The 20,453-nt window shown below is 47.5% G+C and carries 18 protein-coding genes; 4 read left to right on the top strand and 14 right to left on the bottom strand.

Going from position 1 to position 20,453, the window contains the following annotated elements:
* Nucleotides 1-26: 26 nt before the first annotated feature.
* Together AC4EVX_RS08320 and AC4EVX_RS08315 are read left to right on the top strand one after the other, a co-directional pair.
* A complete protein-coding gene (locus AC4EVX_RS08320; protein ID WP_490159974.1) occupies nt 27-2,882 on the top strand; it encodes a transglycosylase domain-containing protein in 2,856 nt (951 codons plus the stop codon).
* A 14-nt stretch (nt 2,883-2,896) separates the two neighbouring features.
* The gene (locus AC4EVX_RS08315) at nt 2,897-3,595 is read left to right on the top strand and encodes a hypothetical protein (RefSeq protein ID WP_177978382.1); all 699 of its coding nucleotides are present in this window, start codon (nt 2,897-2,899) and stop codon (nt 3,593-3,595) included.
* A gap of 109 nt (nt 3,596-3,704) precedes the next feature.
* Here AC4EVX_RS08315 and AC4EVX_RS08310 read toward each other — a convergent pair whose 3' ends face one another.
* The 3 genes from AC4EVX_RS08310 to AC4EVX_RS08300 form a co-directional block, all read right to left on the bottom strand.
* Nucleotides 3,705-4,214, bottom strand: coding sequence for a QueT transporter family protein (locus AC4EVX_RS08310; RefSeq protein WP_308450265.1), 510 nt, complete (start codon nt 4,212-4,214; stop codon nt 3,705-3,707).
* Nucleotides 4,215-4,386: 172 nt separating this feature from the next.
* Complete coding sequence (locus AC4EVX_RS08305; protein WP_177978381.1) at nt 4,387-5,202, bottom strand: PRD domain-containing protein; 816 nt, start codon at nt 5,200-5,202, stop codon at nt 4,387-4,389.
* A gap of 120 nt (nt 5,203-5,322) precedes the next feature.
* A complete protein-coding gene (locus AC4EVX_RS08300) occupies nt 5,323-7,560 on the bottom strand; it encodes a PTS sugar transporter subunit IIABC (RefSeq protein ID WP_490159973.1) in 2,238 nt (745 codons plus the stop codon).
* Nucleotides 7,561-8,077: 517 nt separating this feature from the next.
* On the opposite strand from AC4EVX_RS08300, the gene sdaAB reads away from it, so the two are divergent.
* Together sdaAB and sdaAA are read left to right on the top strand one after the other, a co-directional pair.
* Entirely contained in the window at nt 8,078-8,737 is a 660-nt protein-coding gene (gene sdaAB / locus AC4EVX_RS08295) for an L-serine ammonia-lyase, iron-sulfur-dependent subunit beta (RefSeq protein ID WP_177978426.1), read from the top strand.
* Between the two features lie 23 nt (nt 8,738-8,760).
* Nucleotides 8,761-9,684 (top strand): L-serine ammonia-lyase, iron-sulfur-dependent, subunit alpha, encoded by a 924-nt coding sequence (gene sdaAA / locus AC4EVX_RS08290; RefSeq protein ID WP_177978379.1) that lies wholly within the window; start codon nt 8,761-8,763, stop codon nt 9,682-9,684.
* A gap of 164 nt (nt 9,685-9,848) precedes the next feature.
* On the opposite strand, the gene AC4EVX_RS08285 is transcribed toward sdaAA, so the two are convergent.
* The 11 genes from AC4EVX_RS08285 to AC4EVX_RS08235 form a co-directional block, all read right to left on the bottom strand.
* Entirely contained in the window at nt 9,849-10,577 is a 729-nt protein-coding gene (locus AC4EVX_RS08285) for an FHA domain-containing protein (protein WP_490159972.1), read from the bottom strand.
* Nucleotides 10,574-11,428, bottom strand: a complete 855-nt coding sequence (locus AC4EVX_RS08280; protein WP_490159971.1) for a DUF6382 domain-containing protein — start codon at nt 11,426-11,428, stop codon at nt 10,574-10,576. Before AC4EVX_RS08280 ends, AC4EVX_RS08285 begins: the two co-directional genes overlap by 4 nt.
* A gap of 12 nt (nt 11,429-11,440) precedes the next feature.
* A complete protein-coding gene (locus AC4EVX_RS08275) occupies nt 11,441-11,863 on the bottom strand; it encodes a hypothetical protein (protein ID WP_490159970.1) in 423 nt (140 codons plus the stop codon).
* Nucleotides 11,864-11,969: 106 nt separating this feature from the next.
* Complete coding sequence (locus tag AC4EVX_RS08270) at nt 11,970-12,449, bottom strand: prepilin peptidase (RefSeq protein ID WP_331681963.1); 480 nt, start codon at nt 12,447-12,449, stop codon at nt 11,970-11,972.
* A 7-nt stretch (nt 12,450-12,456) separates the two neighbouring features.
* Entirely contained in the window at nt 12,457-13,329 is an 873-nt protein-coding gene (locus tag AC4EVX_RS08265; RefSeq protein ID WP_490159969.1) for a hypothetical protein, read from the bottom strand.
* Nucleotides 13,330-13,470: 141 nt separating this feature from the next.
* Nucleotides 13,471-15,618, bottom strand: a complete 2,148-nt coding sequence (locus tag AC4EVX_RS08260; RefSeq protein ID WP_177978375.1) for a DUF5702 domain-containing protein — start codon at nt 15,616-15,618, stop codon at nt 13,471-13,473.
* Nucleotides 15,618-15,791: a Flp1 family type IVb pilin gene (locus tag AC4EVX_RS08255; RefSeq protein WP_177978374.1), complete on the bottom strand. Its 174-nt coding sequence runs from the start codon at nt 15,789-15,791 to the stop codon at nt 15,618-15,620. The genes AC4EVX_RS08260 and AC4EVX_RS08255 overlap by 1 nt, the downstream gene beginning before the upstream one ends.
* Nucleotides 15,792-15,934: 143 nt before the next feature.
* Nucleotides 15,935-17,161 carry a hypothetical protein gene (locus AC4EVX_RS08250; RefSeq protein ID WP_177978373.1) on the bottom strand — a complete coding sequence of 409 codons (1,227 nt, stop codon included), beginning with the start codon at nt 17,159-17,161 and terminating at the stop codon, nt 15,935-15,937.
* A 61-nt stretch (nt 17,162-17,222) separates the two neighbouring features.
* Nucleotides 17,223-18,068: a type II secretion system F family protein gene (locus AC4EVX_RS08245; protein ID WP_490159968.1), complete on the bottom strand. Its 846-nt coding sequence runs from the start codon at nt 18,066-18,068 to the stop codon at nt 17,223-17,225.
* The gene (locus AC4EVX_RS08240) at nt 17,950-19,212 is read right to left on the bottom strand and encodes a TadA family conjugal transfer-associated ATPase (RefSeq protein ID WP_490159984.1); all 1,263 of its coding nucleotides are present in this window, start codon (nt 19,210-19,212) and stop codon (nt 17,950-17,952) included. Before AC4EVX_RS08240 ends, AC4EVX_RS08245 begins: the two co-directional genes overlap by 119 nt.
* Before the next feature lie 205 nt (nt 19,213-19,417).
* Nucleotides 19,418-20,428, bottom strand: a complete 1,011-nt coding sequence (locus tag AC4EVX_RS08235; RefSeq protein WP_177978372.1) for a hypothetical protein — start codon at nt 20,426-20,428, stop codon at nt 19,418-19,420.
* Nucleotides 20,429-20,453 lie beyond the last annotated feature (25 nt).

Here is a 20,453-nt window from a genome sequence, read left to right as displayed (position 1 = left end):
CACTGTATTTCAACGAGGTATATGTTATGAAAAACAACAGCACAAATCAGTCACCACACAGCGGACAACGACCACCAAAAAAGCTCTCAAGAATTCCGGCAAGCATCCTTGGAATCCTTGGCTGGCTTTTTAATGGCATGTTTCAAATCTTGGCAAGCGTCATGATCGTCGGTGCGCTTGTGGCGCTCCTCATTTATGCAAAAGTCCGCCCCGAACTGGATCACTGCCGTTCCGTCGCCTACGACAAGCTGGCGCAGATGCAGCGCTCCGATTTCAGCATGCTTTCGGACACGGAAGTCTACGACAAGGATGGCCGCCAGATCGGTCTGATCAACGCAGGACACTACGAGTATGTCCCGATCAGCCAGATCAGCATGAACATCCAGAACGCCTACATCGCACAGGAGGACCGGCGATTTAAGAGCCACTCCGGAGTGGACTGGATCGCAACTTTTCGTGCAGGCCTCTCCCTTGTAAAGAATAAGGGCGAAATCAGGCAGGGCGGAAGCACAATCACCCAGCAGGTTGTGAAAAATACCTACCTGACACAGGAGCGCAGTTTCACACGAAAGATCGTGGAGATTCTTCTCGCACCGGAGATCGAAAAGAAATACTCCAAGGCAGACATCATGGAGTTTTACTGCAACACGAACTTCTACGGTCACCACTGTTACGGAGTCCAGGCTGCAAGCCGGTACTATTTTGGAAAGAACGCCGAAGATCTGCAACCTTATGAGGCGGCAGTTCTCGTCGGCATCAGCAACAGCCCTTCCGCCTACGACCCGGTCAAGCACCCGGAGGAATCCTTAAAAAAGCGAAACGATGTCCTCTTAAGCATGCTTGAGGTCGGAGATCTGACACAGGAGCAGTATGATTCCTACACAGCTCAGCCGTTGAACATCGTTCAGGAAGAATCTGAGGGAACAGATGAGAACTACCAGAGCAGTTACGCAATTCACTGTGCGGCTCTCTACCTGATGTCCCTCGACGGATTTGAATTCCGCTACACCTTCTCCGACAAGGATGACTACAAGGCATACATGGATGCCTACCAGACGGCATACAACGACAAGAACGACGAGATCCGTTCCGGCGGATACCGAATCTACACCTCCCTCGACAGCCAAATTCAGGCAGAGCTTCAGGTCGAGATCGACAAGACACTCGCCTCCTACACGGAGCTTCAGGACAATGGCAAATTTGCGCTTCAGGGAGCCGGCGTCATCGTCGACAACCAGAGCAACTACGTTGTCGCCATCGTCGGCGGACGCGGTACCGAGGATATTTACAACCGCGCTTACTTGAGTGCCCGCCAGCCGGGAAGTACGATCAAGCCTCTTCTTGACTATGGTCCAGCATTTGACACCGGTGAGTACTATCCGGCGCGCATTGTCAATGACCACAAGTGGACTGATGGTCCTTCCAACAGCGGTGGAAACTACTTTGGAAATGTGACAGTCCGCGAGGCCTTAAACCGAAGCTTAAATACCGTCGCCTGGCAGGTGCTCTGTGATGTCGGTGTCGAGTACGGACTCAATTATCTCGGAGAGATGGAATTTCAGAAACTCTCCTACATTGATAAGAGTGCACCGTCCATCAGCATCGGCGGTTTCACAAACGGTGTCCGCATCGTCGACATGGCAAAGGGATACAGCACACTCGCAAACAATGGTGTATACAATGACCGCACCTGCATCGTGAAAATCGAGCACGAGCAGAAGGGCGAGCTGACAAAAGATATGAAGGAACACGCAAACCGCGTTTATCAGGAAGATTCCGCCTTCATGCTGACCGACATCCTCAAAGGAACGATGACCGAGAGCTACGGAACCGGTCGCGGTCTCGCACTCGCAAACGATATGCCGTGTGCCGGAAAGACCGGAACAACAAACAGCAGTAAGGACACCTGGTTCTGCGGATACACCCGCTACTACACCACGGCTGTCTGGGTCGGCTACGACACCCCGCGCGCAATGCCGGGTGTCTACGGAAGCACATATGCCGGAAAAATCTGGAAGAATGTCATGGATCAGATTCACGTCGGCAAGGAACCTCTCGACTGGGAGATGCCGACGACGGTTGTCGAACAGGCTGACAAGAAGACCGGCATCGTCGACTACATGAGCACAACCGCTGACCTGCGCGCCGAGCAGAATCTCCATGACAAGGAACAGCAGAAGCTCGTTGAGGAGCTCACAAATTCTGTCACCTCCTTTGAGGACAAGACGATCGAGACCGTCGAGGATACTTACTGGGTGAAGAATCAGTACACCGCCCTTCTCGCAAAGATCAATCAGGTCGACGAGGGCGAGGAGCGCGCAGATTTTCTTGAGCGTGTCGAAAAGAAGTACGACACCTTCACTCCGATCATCGCAAACATGAAGGACACGATCGACCGCTATGAACAGCAGAAGGCAAGAGAGAAAGCCGATGCCCAGAAGAAGGCCGAGGAAGAGGCTGTGAAGAAACGCAAGGAACTCGAAGCCGAGACACGCCGTCAGGACTTCCTGACTGCCCTTGAGGACGTCGAAAATCTGGAGTATCAGGCTCCGAATGCATCCTCCCTGATTCAGACCGCAATCGACAAATTGCCGGAAGTTCAGGATCTCGATAAGGCAAAAGAATACAGCGATCGCTTAAACAGCGCGATTGCCCGCGTCTCCACTCTCCCGACTGCAAGCCAGTGGCAGAGCATGCAGGCACAGAAAGAGCGCGAGGAAAATGCAAAACAGGCTCAGGATCAACAACAGATCAGCAATGAGCAGACGAAGCTCGAACAGTCGCTTCGTCAGGAATCCCGCAAATGGAATACCAACAGTGGCCTGACCGGCGGTCCCGGAGTCACAGGCTCCACGGTTACTGCAAACCCGGATGGGAATTGAAAGGATGGAATGAGATGAACAAGACAAACAAAACGAATTTCAAGGCATTTCAAACTCCTTCGGGAATCGCAGATCCGGTGAAACCTAATCGGGAACCTCAGCCATATCCGGGAGCTTCCCTCGTGAAGCCAAACCAAAATCAAAAAGCGCCTGTGGAAGAATCTGGTGAAATGCCCACTAACGTTAACGTGGCGAACAAAATGCCTGCAAATGTATCGGATGAAACATCTGCAAAAGTATCTGGCGAGATACCAACAAAGGTACCTGGTGAAATTCCGGTTTCTGACCCAGATTCCGCTTCCAATACGACGCCCACGCCGTCTCAAAATACGCATCAAAAATTTATGTTTTCAGGAAACGCTCATGGAGTGATTGATGAAGAAGATGACGATATTTTCCCTGATGTGTATGGCGATGAAGAAGATTATAAAGACGATTATCGCGACGAGGATGATGATGAATATCTGGAAAACGATATTCGCTCATGGTTCTACACCTTCATGTGCATGAACATTCCGATTTACGGTTGGATTTATCTTCGCCGACTCGCCACCGGAAAGATTCCAACCTCACTTGAACAGCAGGATTTTGCAGAGGCCTATCTCTATTACAAGCGGTTTTTCCTCAAAATTTCCGCTGTGATCCTGATTGTGCTTATCATCGTCGGTGCGATTGCAATCAACAAATTGCTTGCTTATATGCAGATGCTCTAGATGCTCTAATAATTTAACCATGCAAAAAAGCCGTACTTCCCGAAATTTTCTCCAGGTTGTACGGCTTTTTGTGTTAAGCGGGTTCCGCTTGGTTCTTTGGGTATAAACCTTAAATATGATTCTTTCTGAAAATGCGTCCACTGTATTTTTCCAGTGCAGTCAGGAGCAGATTTCCGAGAACACCGACTGCAAGCACCTCTCCGATTCCGACCGTCAGCATCATAAACGGAATCAGATCTGGAGAACCATATGCATAACGCAGAACAAATGGAATAATCAGCGCATTGGCCACAATCGGCGGAATGCATACCAGCCACTTATTTTTGCGAAGTACATAGGAACCGATTGCTCCGATCAGGGTTGCCAGACTTCCAAATACCACATCTGGAAGAATCGTGGTTCCCATTGCCATACCAACACCATTTGAAATCAGGCATCCAAGGAAAAGTCCCGGAATTCCTGCCGACGTAAAGTACGGAAGCACACAGAGTGCCTCTGATACACGAAACTGTACCGGACCATAAGAGATCGGTGCCAGCACCAGTGTCAACACGGTGTAAATTGCTGCGATCATCGCAGCCTCTGTCATAAACTGCACGTTGTTTTTAGAACTACTCATATTCTATTTTCTCTCCTCTAGTTTTGTTTTACGAGTGGAAGGTCACGAACACTCGATTCCCGGCGTAAGCCCTTTAAGACCTTGGTTTTTGCGGGTTTTGACAACGGATACGAGTATAGCATAGGAGGCGTTTCAAATCAAGACTGACTTTTTTACATAATCTCTTAATCCCTCATCCCATGACTCTCTTGATATGAATTGCCAGATATCCGGTCTCCTCCCGCTCGAATTTCAGCCTGCTCTCTTTTTCCAATTTCCGACAGATCTGATCCGCAAGCTCATACTCATGAGGGAAGGTTCCCTTTGCATAATCCTCCATATCAAGATTCGCTTTCTCGCCCCTTCGCGCACGCGCAATCATGTAACGGACATGACTCACAAGTCGATTATAGCCAAGCGATCCAAGTGGAAGTTTTTTCTTCATTCCTGTCTCAATCATTGACAGACACTCATTGACCATCCGCGCCGTCTCAAGCGACTCTGCCACATTTTCCTCTGTGCGTCCTGAGTGAATGTGAAGCGTGATGTAACCGGTCTCATCCTCCCCCAAACGAACTCCCGTCATCTCCTCAATGATCTGACTCCCCCGTCTCGCCGTCTGATACTCTTCCTCAAACAGCGCCTCAATATCCTGGCGAAACGGATTCGGAATTTCTTTGTTCTCTTTCGCACGCGCAACCGCCATCGCAATATGATCTGCCATCGGAATCAAAATATCATGATGAAGCGCCCCCAAAACTTTCTCTGCCTCCTCGATGATCCTTCCAGACACTTCAATAAAAATCGGATCAATTCCGTTGACTCGCGTCAAAGCTGAAGTCTTCTCCGAGACAAGCTCATATCGCCTCGCATTCGGGAGCTCCTTCATGCGCTCTCCCATCCGATGTCCAAATCCAACTCCATTTCCGAGCAAAATCTGTTCCTGCTTTGATTCATCATCTAAAACCAAAATTCCGTTGTTATTCAGAACCTTCACAATTCGATACATAATAAAAATACCTCCCGCACCTGCCTTCTCTAATTATCATTATACATGATATCAGAAGAACCGCAATGTGCAGAAGGTATTATAAAAAATACTCCCTTTATTCAAATACTTTCTTAAATCCTACTTGCAGATCTGACCAACTTTCTCCAGCCGTTTCACTGTCTTCTCCCCTTCCAGTTTCAACTGCTGTCCCTCTGTCAGACCGGTGAAAATCACGATGCAGGCATCGCTCACCGCATTCTCTCTGATGAATTTCGGATCGAATTCCATCAGCTTGTCGCCCTTTTTCACTTTCTGTCCATCGCTGACGAAAACCTCAAATCCTTTTCCGTCAAGTTTTACGGTGTCGACACCAATGTGAAGCAGATACTCGGTTCCATCAGAAGCTTTCATTCCGATCGCATGCTTGCTCGGGAAAACAAACATAACCTCACCGTCCTCCGGTGCCACAACCGTTCCATCCTCCGGCATTACAAAATATCCATCTCCCATTGCCTTGCTCGCAAATGCCTCATCCGGTGCTTCTGTGATCGGTTTTAAAGTTCCACGAAACGGAGAGCAGAGTTCATGAACCTCTTTCTCAGTTGCCTTCTCTTCTGCTGTCATCTCAGTCTCTGCATGGTCTTTGCTCGTTTTGCTATCCTTCTGTGTATCCACAGTCTCTGCTGCCATATTATTTACGCTTACAGTCGGTTCCGTCTCCTCCTCGGAAGCAGTTTCAAGATACGCCTCGAGATTGGACTTGATCACCGTTACCTGCGGTCCGTAAATAACCTGAACACCCTGACCTTTCTTTACAACTCCGACTGCACCGGTTGCCTTAAGCATCTTTTCATCAACAAGATCCGAATCAGAAACCGTACAGCGCAGTCTCGTTGCACAGCAGTCCACGGAGACAATATTTTTCTTGCCACCGAGACCTCTCGCAATCATCACGCTCTTCTCATCCGAATTTCCATTTGCATTTGATCCGCCGGAAACACCTGCATTACTTCCGGAATTTCCGCCATTTCTCTGTGCATTGACATCCGCCTTTGTATACAGCTTTGTCTCCTCATCATCGTCCTCACGACCCGGAGTCTTCAGATCAAACTTCTTGATCAGAAAACTAAAAATGAAGTAATACAGAAGGAAATAAATCACTCCCACCGGAATAATACGCATCCAGCTCGTCTTCGCATTTCCCTGAAGAACACCGAAGATGAACAGGTCCAGAAGACCACCCGAGAACGTCAGTCCAACTGCAATATTTAAAATATGAGCGATCATGTAGGCACTTCCTGCAAGAACTACCTGAACAGCAAAGAGCATCGGTGCTACAAACAGGAAAGAGAACTCGATCGGCTCTGTGATTCCGGTAAACATACAGGCAAGTGCCGCACTCAGCAGAAGACCGCCTGCTGCTTTCTTCTTCTCCGGCTTTGCACAGCGGTACATCGCAAGTGCCGCACCCGGAAGTCCAAAAATCATGAAAATAAACTCACCCGAGAAGTAACGGGTTGCCTCTGCACTGAAATGTGTCACATCAGAAGATGCGAGCTGTGCAAAAAAGATGTTCTGACCACCCTGAACAAGATTGCCATCTACCATCATCGTTCCGCCAACAGCAGTCTGCCAGAATGGCATATAGAAAACATGATGAAGACCAAACGGAATCAGTGCACGTTTGATGATTCCGAAAATCAGGGTTCCGAAGTATCCAGTTCCCGTAACCAGTCCGCCGAGAGCGAAAATTCCGTTCTGAACGGTCGGCCAGATAAAGCACATCAGAATTCCGACACCCACATACACAACAGTCGAGATGATCGGAACAAAGCGAGAACCACCGAAGAACGAAAGTGCATTCGGAAGCACAATCTTGTGATAACGGTTATGAAGTGCAGACACTCCAAGTCCCACAATAATTCCACCAAATACACCCATCTGCAAACTCTGGATTCCACATACACCCGCAATCGTTCCCTCGAGAACATCACTTGCTATCGATCCATCTGCAAGAATCTTTCCTGAAATCAGTAACGTCGCATTGATTGATGCATGCATGACAAAAAAAGCGATCATCGCAGACAATGCTGCTACTTCCTTCTCTGCCTGAGCCATTCCGATCGCAACACCAACTGCAAAAATAATCGGAAGGTTATCAAAAATCACATTTCCTGCCTTGCTCATGATGACGAGCAGAGCATGAAGAAGGGTTCCATTTCCCAAAAGTCCCTGAAGTCCGTATGTCGCAATTGTCGTCTCGTTCGTGAAGGAACTGCCGATTCCCAGCAACAGTCCTGCAACCGGAAGAACTGCAATCGGAAGCATGAAACTCCGCCCCACTCGCTGGAGCACCCCAAATACCTTGTCTTTCATTTTCTTTCTCCTTGTTTTAGTCAGGCTCTGTCACGGTCTGCATTCTTTGTTCTGCAAAAATAAGTTTCAAACACCTTCTAGGATTTCCCGGGTTCCCAGAAATCATTCCTATGAAACAAAAAAGGCATCAACCATATAGAGAACACACCATACTTGGAAAATGTTCTCTAAAGGTTGATGCCTGCATAACCAGTAACACGCCCGTTATTTATTTTCGTGACAAGTATAGCCGTAAATTCTGTTTATGTCAAGGAGATTTGTTATTTTTATGTTTCTTTATCCACTACTACAAATCTTTTTCATACTGTTTAGATATTTTTTTATCTTCAACCACAATTATATTCTTCATTTCATTCTCCCATAAAGTAACAGAAAAATACTCTCTCTGTTTATTTAAAAAAGATTTTCATAATTTTCGCCTTTTCCTTTCTTTTATGAGACTTTCCGTCTATAATAAAAAGATACTCAACGACTATTTTTAGTCATAATCCTTACACTTTAGAGAGGCACGCAGATGATGAATGTATTCGATATTCTCGGACCGGTTATGATCGGTCCCTCCAGTTCTCACACTGCTGGCGCTGCACGAATCGGGCGTATTACACGCGCCCTCCTCGGTGCTCCGGCAGTTCACGCTTCCATCCTTCTTCACGGTTCCTTCGCAAAAACCTATCGTGGTCATGGTACAGACAAGGCTTTGATCGCCGGTATTATGGGTATGAATACCGATGATGAGAGAATTCGCTTTGCACCCGACCTTGCGGTAAAAGAAGGACTTGAAGTTGAAATCACAACCGGCGAAATTGATGGTGCCCACCCAAATACAGCTCTGATTACTCTGACAGATGCCAACAACCGCACAGTCAGTCTTCAGGGAAGCAGCATCGGCGGTGGAAATATTCTTGTGACAAAAGTCAACGGCATGGATGTTTCGATTACCGGCCAGTACACAACCCTGATCGTCCTCCACCGCGACGCTCCCGGAACGATCGCTTCCGTAACAGAGGAAGTGGCACAAACCGGTGCCAATATCTGCAATTTCCGTCTTTCCCGCAATGAAAAAGGGGGAGAAGCTGTCATGACCATCGAACTGGAAGGAACGATTGATCCAGATCTGAATGATCGAATTCAGAAGCTGGATAACATCTACTCCAGCACCATGCTGAAACCAATTTGACCGGAAGGAGACTGAAAACGATTATGGAATTTCATTTTGATTATCACACCATCGCATCCATCGTCCGTACTGCCACAGAAAGTAAGACCCGCATTTCTGAACTGGTCTTAAAACAACAGGCGGATCAGTTAGAGCGATCTGAGGAGGACATCTTCCGTCAGATGGAAAACAACTATCAGGTTATGACTGCCTGTATCGATCCGGGAAGTGAGAAGGATATCCGAAGCACCAGCGGACTGACCGGAGGAAGTGCCTACAAGATGCGCCAGGTCTCTGAATCTGGCAAAAGTCTGACCGGCTCTCTGATGTCGAGTGCGCTCTACCGCGCTTTGGCTGTATCCGAGCTCAATGCCGCAATGGGTCGAATCGTCGCTGCCCCGACAGCTGGAAGCTGTGGAATCCTTCCAGCCGCTGTCCTCACAATGGAAGCAGAAAAGGGCTGTTCCCATGATGATTGTGTCATGGCTCTGTTCACAGCATCCGCCGTCGGCATGGTAATTGCAGACAACGCCTGCCTTGCTGGAGCAGAAGGTGGATGCCAGGCTGAGTGCGGTTCCGCCGCCGCCATGGCTGCCGCTGCTATCACTGAGCTGTCCGGCGGTACTCCGGAAATGGTTGCGCACGCTGTCGCCATTGCCCTGAAAAACATTCTTGGTCTCGTCTGCGATCCGGTTGCCGGTCTCGTAGAGATCCCGTGTATCAAGCGCAACGCTTCCGGTGTTGCCGGAGCCTTCGTTGCTGCCGAACTTGCCCTCGCTGGCATCGAGAGCGCAATTCCAGCCGATGAAGTCATCTGGGCAATGAAAAAGGTCGGCGATGCAATGTCCTCCACACTCAAAGAGACGGCTGAAGGTGGACTTGCCGCAACCCCAAGTGGAAAGAAACTGTTGGAGCAGGTATTCGGATCAAATTCCGGTTGCAACAGTTGCAATGGTTGTCTGGGATGATCCAGAGTCGATGTCTCCCTTTCTCTATAAGGTGGAAAATCACAAGATTTTTCAAGAGAAGGGAGACAATCCTCTTTTGAGTTATCTGCTCAACGAAGGGACAAATCGCCAGTGGTGCTTTTTTGCATTAACCACAGTGAAACGAAAAAACGCAGTGATTCTGATCATAGGACAAACCGGTATCGACAATCTGCAATCTTGACCTCATCGCCCTCTCGAATCGTAACAGTCTCATTTGCCTCAAGCATTTTTCCGGCGACAAATGTCCCATTCGTAGAATTCAAATCCTCAATGGTATATTCCGAATCGACCAGATCAATCTTCATATGAAGCCTACTCACCACATCCCGCTCAAGCACAAAGTCCACCAGATTTTCCTGTTTCCCGATGACAAACGGATAATATCGAAGTTCGATGTCCGGCAAGCCTGGGTCTAATGCAAGCAAACGATGATTTTCTTTTGATTGTGCAAGATTCAAATTTAACTCTCCAAGCACCAGCGTATCCTGTTCAACATTTGAGAATGAACACTTTGACCAGTCCATCTCTCCCTGATCTATCTTGGAGGATGATTTTGAGGCTTCTATTGTTCCAATCAGTCCGTCCTCCTCCGGAGCAAACATGTTCTCCCAGGAATTACCATTCTGCGCGCCCCATGCATCTCCTCTATCATTCAAATCTCCAGTAGATCCTTGATCCTGAAAAATCTCTTCACCCGCAAATTCTCCCTCTGCAAATCGTCCTTCCGTTCCCTTCTGATACTGACTTTCTAAGACTGACTCCTCACCATCTGGCACTCCTTTCTCTCGTCCCCACAATCGCCTCCACCAACGCCTAAATCGCACCCACAGTCTCTTCTTTTGCCCGCTCTCCTCGGTTTTCTCCCGTCTCATCTCCTTTTTTCTCTGCTTTTCTTCTTTTTTTCTCCGTTTTCTTTCCCGCCTTGCCTCTCTTTTTTCTTTTCTTCCGATTCGCTTTCCGCTCTGCTCTCCATTTCTCCATTCAGACGAATCAATGCTATCCTGATTATTTTCACCCTTGTTTTCCCGTTCTGCATCTTCAAAAATAAATCGCTGTTGTCTCTCCCCGCTTCCTCATTCATGCCATCATTTGATCGGTAGTCCACCCACTCTCCATTCTCAGATTCATCCTCCAAAATTAGACCTCTATCCCAGCCCCGAGAGCTTGTCCCCTGCTCCGGATATCCAAAAGTCTGCAAAATCCGGAGAATATCATTCATTCCATAATCTGCCTTTCGCGTCTCCTGATAGAGCGCATACGCCAAAACAACACTATCCTTATCCTGATGATCGACTTTTCCAAGCAGATATTCCAGAAGTTTAGAATAATCTTCCGGGAAGTTACGCTGAATCCCCGGAATGAGACAGAACCAGACACGAAAATTTTCCGGTTCTATGTAGAGATATTCCGGAGTCAACATCACTGAACTCTCTTTCAAAAGATACTTTTCCATTCGATCAACAATCTGCACAATCCCGATAATAAAACTGCGCAGTTCCCCGACTCGGATCGTTCTTCCCTCTAAGACTCTTGCCAACGGCTGTTTCGACGTAATCTCATAATAAAAGTAAATCTTCTCATCGATCTGACGAAGCTGAAACCGCAAAATCCCTTCAATGGAATTTGCTACAAGCATCCGACATTCATACCCATCCCATTCAAGATCTTCTGAATCCAGAATCAGATAATTATGTTTCATCTCTCTTCGATAACTGATTTTCATAAACAAAATCCTTTACTTACCAGACTGCACATCCTGCGCAAGACTCCATAATCTCAAAAAATTCTCCGGGCGAAACACTGGAGCAGTGATCTCGAGATTCCATCCATTTCCACCTGATTGAATTGAGATCGTTCTATCTTCCTTATGTTCCGGTTCATGGCGAACTCTCTCGACCTGTTCATGAAGTTGAAACATTCCCCTTGTCTCCCCGCTGAGCCTAAGCGCCTGCCCCATCAAAATCATAATCGTGAACAGGACAACTGCCATCACTCCGGCAGTCTCCACAGTGTAGGATGCTGGCAAATCATGATGCCCTCTGCTCATCCGCTCTGCATATGTTTTCCCTTTTTCTTCGTTTCTTCTCTCCGTTTTTGCTTTCGCAACCTTCTTTTTCTTCGTATCTCTGATCTTTTCTTTTTCGATTCTGATATTCATTTTTCATTTACACCGACTTTCAAGTTATAAAAGAATTTTCTTTCAATTCTGATCTTCCTTTCGATGTGGGAGTTGACAGGTTGATTCTCTTGAATTATTGAAATATTCACGATATTCTCTCAACAATCAGCCAGATCCCTGGAATTGCCACAAATGGAAGAAAGGGAATCATCGTCTTTCCCACACCCTCCCTTTGATGAATCTTTCCCCAGAAAAAATATCCCAATGAAAAAAGTCCACAGAGCAGAGTTCCGTATAAGAGCAACATCACATTCTCCCAAAATCCGAGAATCACCCCTGTCACACAGAAAAACCATCCATCTCCCGAACCGACTGCACCGTCCGACCATATTCCCGCAAGCAGAATCACGATTCCAATCAAAATAGAGGCTAAATGATCCAAAATTACATACGTTTCCCGTGCTCTCACAATCCGGCATCCCGCCCACAATAATGCCAATCCTCCAAAAAGCATATATATCCATACCGCAACTCTCTTTTTTCGCAAATCCTGAATCGCAGAAAAAGTAAGAAAGCCTGCAAAAATTCCTATGCCTATCACGAAATTCCTCCTTATCCTACACATTTCTCCACTACCTGTTTCCACAGTAAGAACATGCCCCCAGATGCTTTACCTCCGATAAATGCACTGCCCTCACATATGCAATCAACGATCGACATCCCCTTGTCGTGTGGTAACTGCTCCCACTCGATGCAATATAAACACTGCTTCCTGTGGATGCCCCTGATCCACAAACTGCACACGGGTAATATTTTCCTCCATTCGTGTTTCGCTTTTCTCCAATCACTTCAAACGGGACAGCCGTCAGTTTACTTGAAAGGTAGTGGCACTCCCGGCTTAAGTGGTAACGCGTGCTTGCCTTTCCGACATATACAATCGGATCTTCTTCCTTGCTCTCCTCGCCTCCGCTTAAGGAGGATAATCCGCTCTTTCCCGTCCACATGCGCCGTCTGCTTCTCGCAGTCGTCGAAATGCTTTTTAATCCCAAAACCGGAAACGGCATCTGAATCTCGTATTCCATCACAAGATCCACAATCTCTCCATTTTCTGTGACAGCAGAATGAATCATCGACACGGACCGGATTTGCTCGGTATCCACTTTTGACATTGCGACTGTCTTCCCATACGCAATCACTGCCGTTGTCTCCAAAATTTTCTTTCCAAATTCCAGATCCGACTCGTCTGCGCCCGGAATAAGATCTGCCATTTCTTTAAAAATTGCATCTGCCAGATAACCGTATTTACTGAGATCCTCACATGCAGATTCCAATCCTGCCTGAATCCTTCTCTGAGTTGTCATGATCTTCATCGGCAGAATCAAACTTACAGATGCAAATACAAAGAGACTTAACGCCAGTGATGCCTCAAGCGTCATAGATGCGGAGACGGACCGGCATACCTTTTTCTCACGACACTTTAAATATAAACACAATCTTTTTTTCATAATCAGGATTCGTACTTGGAGAGTCACGATTTTTATTTTTTTGATATAAGAAAAAACTGCCATGGAAAAAGGCATGCCACTCCGCCTCCATTCATCTTTATCAACCATCTAACTATTTCTTTAGTCTTTGTAAGCATCGGCTTAATATGCTCGCTCTGTCAGAAGTTCCATCTGATAGACTGGATCTCCCCCTCCGGTCTGACGCTCCACAAATCCCAGTGAAAAGAACACTCTTTTGGCTTCCACCGTCGTCCAAATCTCACTCTGATATAGACAATCTCTCATATGAAATTCACTTTGGCCAAGTTGGATATTTTTTTCTATCAAATCCATCATCCGATATTCCTGTGTTACGCCATTTCCGAGAAGTAACAAGATTTTTAGCCATGACAGGTAGGAAAGTCCCCGCTTTCCACCGCCATCTTCAACCTTTTTATTTTCTCCGATTGAGAGCAGGGCGGAGAGCTCCAATTTCCAGTCTTCTTTTTTCTTCCAGATCGGAGTCTTTTTTCCCGCTAATAGTCCCCGAATATCCATCAGAGATTCTCCGAGCGCCCAGACAGACATGACGAGAAATGTTGTCACAAGAATCAGCGGGGAAGCGCTCGCCAGTCCGGTAATCTCCATCGCCAACTTTCTCGCCTCAGAACGCTTCTGAGAATCTGAGAGAATATGAAGCAAATTCAGTCCCTCTCGCACCGCAAGAAGACGTTCCAGCGCTCCCATCAGGTTTGCTTTATCAGAATCTTTTCCAGCAATCAGATATTCGACTTCGTAATCCAAAGCGGTCGGATGAGCATTTGCATTTCCCATAGTCTCCTCTGAATCGGTATCCCCATCAGGATCTTTGTTTTCCTCACTGTCCTTAGAATCTCCCTGCGAATCCTTATCTAAAGAAACCTTTCTGCCTGATTTTACTTCTACACCCTCTATTCCAGATGCCTGACCCTGCTGAATCTGAACTGCCTGAATCTGAACTGCCTGAATCTCTCTGTTCTCTCCATCTGACTGATTTTTCTTTTGCCCGGTGCAAAAATTTTTAAAGAATATGCCATCATATTGGTTGACTATAAAATGCGACGCGATTCCGACGTTTCGATTGCTCTCCCCATGCTCTGCGGATGGTACCTCACTCAAATCTACCGTTTTTTCAGACAGCTTTCGGTCCCCCGGAATCAACAGAGTGAGCACTCCATCCCGAAAGAGCTCCTCAACTTTTTCAAGCAGATTCTCCTTTTCTTTATCTTTTACGCCATAGGAAAAAGAAAGTCTCGGAATTTCCAGTCTCCGAAAATGGCGTTCCACCGGACTCCATAATTCCTCAAGATCTGGTCCGTCATCATCCTCATCATCGCTCTCCCAGTCATCGATCTCTTGCTCAACCTCCAGAGATTCTTCGATGACTTCTTCCACGAACGCGATCTGCTCTCTCGACTTTTCCTCGAGTGCCTCGATTTCCCTCCGACGAACTCCGTCTTCCGAGACATAATCCTCATATTCTCGGATTTCCTCCATCATCAATTCCATGCTCTCTGCACTCATCTCATCGGATTTTGCTTCAACTTTTTTTCGAGTCTCTGCAAGATCCTCCGCGAGCTTGTCCGCCTGCTTTCGGTATTTCTCCACGAGACCGGGCATTTTCTCAAGCTCCTTGATCAACGACCTTGCCTGCTCTCGAAATCCCGATCCATCATAGTCTTGCAGACAGGAAAGACCTTCTCTTTTCCACTCTTCCTGACAGTTGAGATTCTCGCTGATCTCTTCAAGTACTTTTTCCAATTTGAGTGCCTGCTTCGCATGTTTCCGGTAAAGGGTGGCAGTATCTTTGACTGCCACCGCATCCCTTCCTCTCTCGATGATGTCTTTCGCCTCTTCTGCCTGAAATTCACTTCTCCAGAAGCCAAATTTCATGTAGTCCAGAATCTCTTTTTCAAAATAGACTGCATCATCATCCACTGCAAAAAGCTGATTTTCCGCTGTCACAGATGCCAGCTCCATCGGATACCAGTTTTTCGCCTCAAGATACGGTTGAAGATAGGAGGCAAAATCTGCCTCCATCTTCTCCGGCACATCATACTCTGCAAAGAAAAGGCGATAGGAATCCCAAACTTCCCTGTGATATTGTGCAAAGACCGAATCCATTGCAGAAGAGACCGCTGTCCGCAGGTACCATCTCGCTCCAGCTGTCCGCGCTGATTCCAATAGAACACAGAAGAAAGCGAACAGACACATCATCACCAGACTGAGAAATACTGTGACCTGAGCACCCACATTTTTTTGTTTTTGCATCAGTATACTTCCTTCGACTGTTTCTCAATCTCCTTGAAAATATTGTTTAACAATTTGGTGATCTGCTCCTTGAAGATGATTACAAGTCCAATCAGCACCACCAGAATCAAAACCACCTCGATCACGCCAACACCGTCTTCCTGACGCATAAATTCAACAAACTCGTTTCTCATCTTTTTCTCCTTTCTCATTTCGTTACGGTTCGGGAAATTTCTACTCATGTACTGCAATCTGATTTCTGTAAATCACATTCCAAACCACATGCTTTTTCATGCCTCGCAATAAATTTACTCCAAATTCCGCTCCCTACTATTTACTATCCCATCGACATCATTGCCGGCACCATAATCATCACCATCACAATGCCAAGCATCATAAACAGTGGTGCGAGCAGTTTTGTTCCCGCCTCCTCTCCCATTGTCCTCGCCAGATTCTTGCGCGCCTCAAATGCATCCTCCATCTCTGCCGTAAGAATTGCTCTCAGGTTTTTCATGCCCGAGCGACGATTCTGTTCTAAAAGACTGCTGAGCTTCAGATACTGCTGTACCCCACACCTGCGACCGAATTCCCGAAATGCGACAGACTCCGCAATTCCATTTGCAAGCTCAAAAGAAGTCTGGCGCATCTCCTCATAGGCGACCCGGCGTTTGATCCGCTTTCCGTCAAGAGCTGACTCATAATCCCTGACCATGCGCTCCCACGCACTTCTCACCGTTAGTCCGGCACCGATTAAAACCATCAGCTTTGACACGAGTTCCGCATAATCCATCAGCAGTTCTTTTTCCCGAAGTTTTTCTTTTTTCTTCTGTTCCGCGCCCTCCTGACTCAAAAGCAAGACAGCCATCACCACTCCAAGAATCGGAATCACTGCATACAGATTTTCTTCCTTCTTCCGATAAGTTAATTTTCTTCCCTCATAAATTTCAGGAAGCTCCATCCACGGTTCACTCCGATCACTCTCTTCCCGATTTGCAATTTCCTTGATTAATCCCGATCTGAGGGCTTCCTCATCCGTCTGGATCGCTGGCATAAGACGAAGAAATATCAGATATTCTGCCTGATACTTTCCGGCACTCATATGCACCTGAAGCTGAACGTTCTGCGGTTCCTCCACCGTTTTTTCAATCTTACCTGCCGCGCTGATCCACTCCGGATTCTCCGAATACCACAGAAGACGAACCCCGGAATCCTCCCAGCGGGACGGCAGTTTCAAATCCTCCCTAACTTCCATCAGAGAAGGATTCTTTCCGCGAATCTTCTCCTCCATCCCCTCCATGATCTCCTCAAATACCCGCTCCGCCTCCTGCTCCGTGTAAATCCGCGGTTCAACTTCCACAGTCAGATCAACGGGTTCTTCCAAAAGACCATCAACCTCAACTTCATAGACAGAGCTTCCATCCCCATACCCTCCTCGCTCTAAACGATTTCCGACAATCTCACTCTCCCCCTTCAAGAAAAAAGTAAGACCCACATAGAGCAGAAGGCTCCCGACTACACAGAGTCCCGGAAGAATCCAACGTTCCTGTTCTTTCTTTAACCCCATTCGCCTCCCCCGTTTCCACATAATGTGCTCTCAAAACTCTCGAACCCTCAAATTTCAAGTCTTAAACCTCAATCTCGAGAATTCGTTTCGCCATCCACACAGAAATCAGATAGACAATCAAACACCCACTCATCAGCACTCTTCCCATCATCGTCTGATACATCTGCTTAAAAAATCCTGGCGATGCCCCATCCACATAAAATACAATAAAGAACGGAATCAGATTCATAATCCTCTGCTCAAATTTTCTCGATGCCGTCATCGTCTGGATCTCCTCCTTTACCTGCATCTTGTCCCGGATCATCTCTGCGGTGTGGCGCATGATTCCACTTAGATCTCCTCCGCTCCGTTTGGCGACAGAAAATACCTCCGAGAAATTCCGAATATCCTCAATCCCACTTCTCTGTGCAAAATCTTCCAACACCTGCTCCACCGAACGGTTCATCCGGATCTGATCATTCATACACGAAAACGCTCTCGTAATCATCCCCTCCGCTCCATAGAGCGTCACAAGCTCCTCCTGACTGACTCTGAGCGCATTCTCAATCGAGTAACCGGCACTCAACGCAGATGCAAGAATCACCATGCTCTCCTTAAACTGAGAAGCCAGTGTCAAGATTCTCTTTTCTTTTAAACGCCTGCTCTCATAAAACGGATAACAGAGCCCTGCCGGAAGAAGGATCAAAAACGCAATCAGACTCCGATAAAATGTCCATGCAACCAATGCACACATCCCAATGCCCTTCGCAAGTGCCATCAGCCACTCTTTCATCGATAGCCGGTAATGCTCATACTGGATAACCTGCCTGACGGAGTTTCTCGACGGAGCGGAGACTGCCGACTTTGACAAGACTTCCTTTGACTTTTTCTCTTCGCCGTCCTCCATCCCTCTTCTTCTGATCCTCATCCGATTCCTCCTCAAATCGAAACAGCGGATTCAACTGAATCTCTCCGTTCTCAAAATCCCCCACCTCGACAATCTCGAGAACTTTCCTGCTCTTGTCCCGAAGTCGCCCGAGATGTACCATAATATCAAGAGCTGAGGCGATCTGGCTTCTCACCGCCATCAGAGGAAGCTCTCCCGCCATCAAGGTCATCGTCTCGAGTCGCGAAAGCATATCTTTCGGACTGTTCCCGTGACCGGTCGACAGACTCCCCGCATGACCTGTGTTGAGCGCCTGAAGCATGTCGAGACATTCTTTTCCTCTGACCTCTCCGACAATAATTCGATCCGGACGCATTCGGAGTGACGCCCGAATCAGATCGCTGATCTCAATTGCTCCCTCTCCCTCCGCATTTGCATTTCTCGTCTCAAGGCGCACAAGATTCGGCACCTGACAAATCTGCAGCTCCGCCGAGTCCTCGATCGTCACAATTCGATCCGTCTCCGGGATAAACGCAGACATCGCATTGAGAAACGAAGTCTTACCCGATCCGGTTCCCCCGCAGATAAAGATGTTGTAACCCGCGCACACAAGTTTTTTCAGAAATTCGACAGCTTCCTCGCTCAGAGAGCCCAGTTCCAGTAAGCGTTGTACAGTGATCGGTTCCGGGAATTTTCGGATCGTCACAACAGGACCGTCAAGCGCAATCGGTGGAAGCACGATGTGGACACGGGAACCATCCGGGAGTCTCGCATCCGCAATCGGATTTGCCACGTTGACAGCGCGGTTGATTCTGCTCACAATCTGCTGAATCATATCCTCAAGCTGTTGATTGCTGTCAAATCCCTCCTCCCATCTCGAAATCCGACCATGCTGTTCCACAAAAATCTGATCCTTTCCATTGATCATGATCTCTGTGATCTCCGGGTTATCCACGAGTTCCTGCAAGATATCAAGCCTCCGAAATGCATTCACAAGGCGATTTCTGAGTTCGAGCCTTCCCGCCAGTGGAAGATAGCGCGCTCTCGCCTCCTCCTCCACAGCTTCCTCAATACACGCGTAGAGAACATCGTCATCCACCTGGCTTCGATCCCTCAATTGAATCCGAATCCTTTCCTTGATCTGCTCTAAGCGTTCCCGCTTTTCATCTCGACTCTCTTTTTCCATTCGATTCTGACTGTTTCCCTCCGTTTCACTCCAATCATCCGAATTCTTTTCACGCATTTTCATTCCTTGCCCTCGTTACCACCTCCCACCCATGCTCATTCCTTATTCCTTCCTCTTCCCAACACATTCTCAACACATTTCCCTTTCAAATCACTTTCTATCCTAGTGTTTCCTGTATTCTCCCCTTCTGACCTTCCACTTTCAATCAATCTCTCATTCCTTTTTCCGCCCTTCCTGTCATCTCCCTCACAAAGTCTCCGACCGGTCCCCAGAGCAACTGTTCAAAATACTCTCCGGCAGACACGCAATCCGCAGGCATCGGAAGTCTCAAAATCCGAATCTTCTCCGATAGATTCATTCGCCCTGAATCCTCAAGATACTGTCTCCAGTCCTGAATCTTCGTCTCCGACACGATATCCTTGCGGATCGGTGCATACACGACATCACTAACTGCAAGAACTGCCTCCACATTTCTCAGAAAATGACCGACATCCACAATCAATACATCATACCCACACTCTCTCGCGATCTTCTCGATCAGACCGGCCACCTCCGCGCCCTCCATCTGCGCGAGATCCTCCGCATAGGCAACCGGCGGTACATAGTCAAGTCCCCCATAGTCATAGATCACACTCCCAAGTCTCATCCGATCAAATTCTCCCTGACGACTGTAATAGACGAGATCCGAAAAACTTCCGGAATACTGCGTCCCCATCATCTGAGAAAAACCAGAAAACTCCTCCAGACTCAAAAACAGTACCTTACTGTCCTTTGCAAGCACCTGACCGAGTGTGACGGCAAATCCGGTCTTTCCGCATCGTCCGATCGGAGAATACACCCCGATCACCCGACTTCTCGTTCCCATGGCTGTCATCTGCTCTTCCCGTTCTCCGGTCTGGTAACACGCCATAACCTCTCTCAAAATACTGTCTGATGCCTGATACTTATAGACTGCCGGAGCTCCCGTCTTCACCATCGTAACCTCCGAAAGTCTCACAACCTGATGAACGCCGAGATCCTCAAGTTCCTGATCTGCGACCTCATCTCCCGCAAGCAGAATCTCAATCTGCTGTCTCTGCGCAAACGCTTTTAAGCGCGCAAGGCTTGTAAATGCGATCGCCATAAACGGAGTCGATTCCTTCTGGTTGATAAACTCGGAAAAACGCTCCGCATAAAATGGATCTACATCGTAGACCGCTAAGATTTTCTTGTTCATTCGCACCTCCCCATTTACTCGCCAC

The organism is Brotaphodocola sp. (genome assembly GCF_983179755.1).
This window is presented reverse-complemented; position numbering and strand designations above follow the sequence as displayed.

Bases quoted from the DNA above. Each gene is read 5' to 3' on its own strand.
- AC4EVX_RS08320 (WP_490159974.1), top strand. From the start codon at position 27: ATGAAAAACAACAGCACAAATCAGTCACCACACAGCGGACAACGACCA.
- AC4EVX_RS08315 (WP_177978382.1), top strand. From the start codon at position 2,897: ATGAACAAGACAAACAAAACGAATTTCAAGGCATTTCAAACTCCTTCG.
- AC4EVX_RS08310 (WP_308450265.1), bottom strand. From the start codon at position 4,214: ATGAGTAGTTCTAAAAACAACGTGCAGTTTATGACAGAGGCTGCGATG.
- AC4EVX_RS08305 (WP_177978381.1), bottom strand. From the start codon at position 5,202: ATGTATCGAATTGTGAAGGTTCTGAATAACAACGGAATTTTGGTTTTA.
- AC4EVX_RS08300 (WP_490159973.1), bottom strand. From the start codon at position 7,560: ATGAAAGACAAGGTATTTGGGGTGCTCCAGCGAGTGGGGCGGAGTTTC.
- sdaAB (WP_177978426.1), top strand. From the start codon at position 8,078: ATGAATGTATTCGATATTCTCGGACCGGTTATGATCGGTCCCTCCAGT.
- sdaAA (WP_177978379.1), top strand. From the start codon at position 8,761: ATGGAATTTCATTTTGATTATCACACCATCGCATCCATCGTCCGTACT.
- AC4EVX_RS08285 (WP_490159972.1), bottom strand. From the start codon at position 10,577: ATGAGACGGGAGAAAACCGAGGAGAGCGGGCAAAAGAAGAGACTGTGG.
- AC4EVX_RS08280 (WP_490159971.1), bottom strand. From the start codon at position 11,428: ATGAAAATCAGTTATCGAAGAGAGATGAAACATAATTATCTGATTCTG.
- AC4EVX_RS08275 (WP_490159970.1), bottom strand. From the start codon at position 11,863: ATGAATATCAGAATCGAAAAAGAAAAGATCAGAGATACGAAGAAAAAG.
- AC4EVX_RS08270 (WP_331681963.1), bottom strand. From the start codon at position 12,449: ATGTGTAGGATAAGGAGGAATTTCGTGATAGGCATAGGAATTTTTGCA.
- AC4EVX_RS08265 (WP_490159969.1), bottom strand. From the start codon at position 13,329: ATGAAAAAAAGATTGTGTTTATATTTAAAGTGTCGTGAGAAAAAGGTA.
- AC4EVX_RS08260 (WP_177978375.1), bottom strand. From the start codon at position 15,618: ATGCAAAAACAAAAAAATGTGGGTGCTCAGGTCACAGTATTTCTCAGT.
- AC4EVX_RS08255 (WP_177978374.1), bottom strand. From the start codon at position 15,791: ATGAGAAACGAGTTTGTTGAATTTATGCGTCAGGAAGACGGTGTTGGC.
- AC4EVX_RS08250 (WP_177978373.1), bottom strand. From the start codon at position 17,161: ATGGGGTTAAAGAAAGAACAGGAACGTTGGATTCTTCCGGGACTCTGT.
- AC4EVX_RS08245 (WP_490159968.1), bottom strand. From the start codon at position 18,068: ATGAGGATCAGAAGAAGAGGGATGGAGGACGGCGAAGAGAAAAAGTCA.
- AC4EVX_RS08240 (WP_490159984.1), bottom strand. From the start codon at position 19,212: ATGGAAAAAGAGAGTCGAGATGAAAAGCGGGAACGCTTAGAGCAGATC.
- AC4EVX_RS08235 (WP_177978372.1), bottom strand. From the start codon at position 20,428: ATGAACAAGAAAATCTTAGCGGTCTACGATGTAGATCCATTTTATGCG.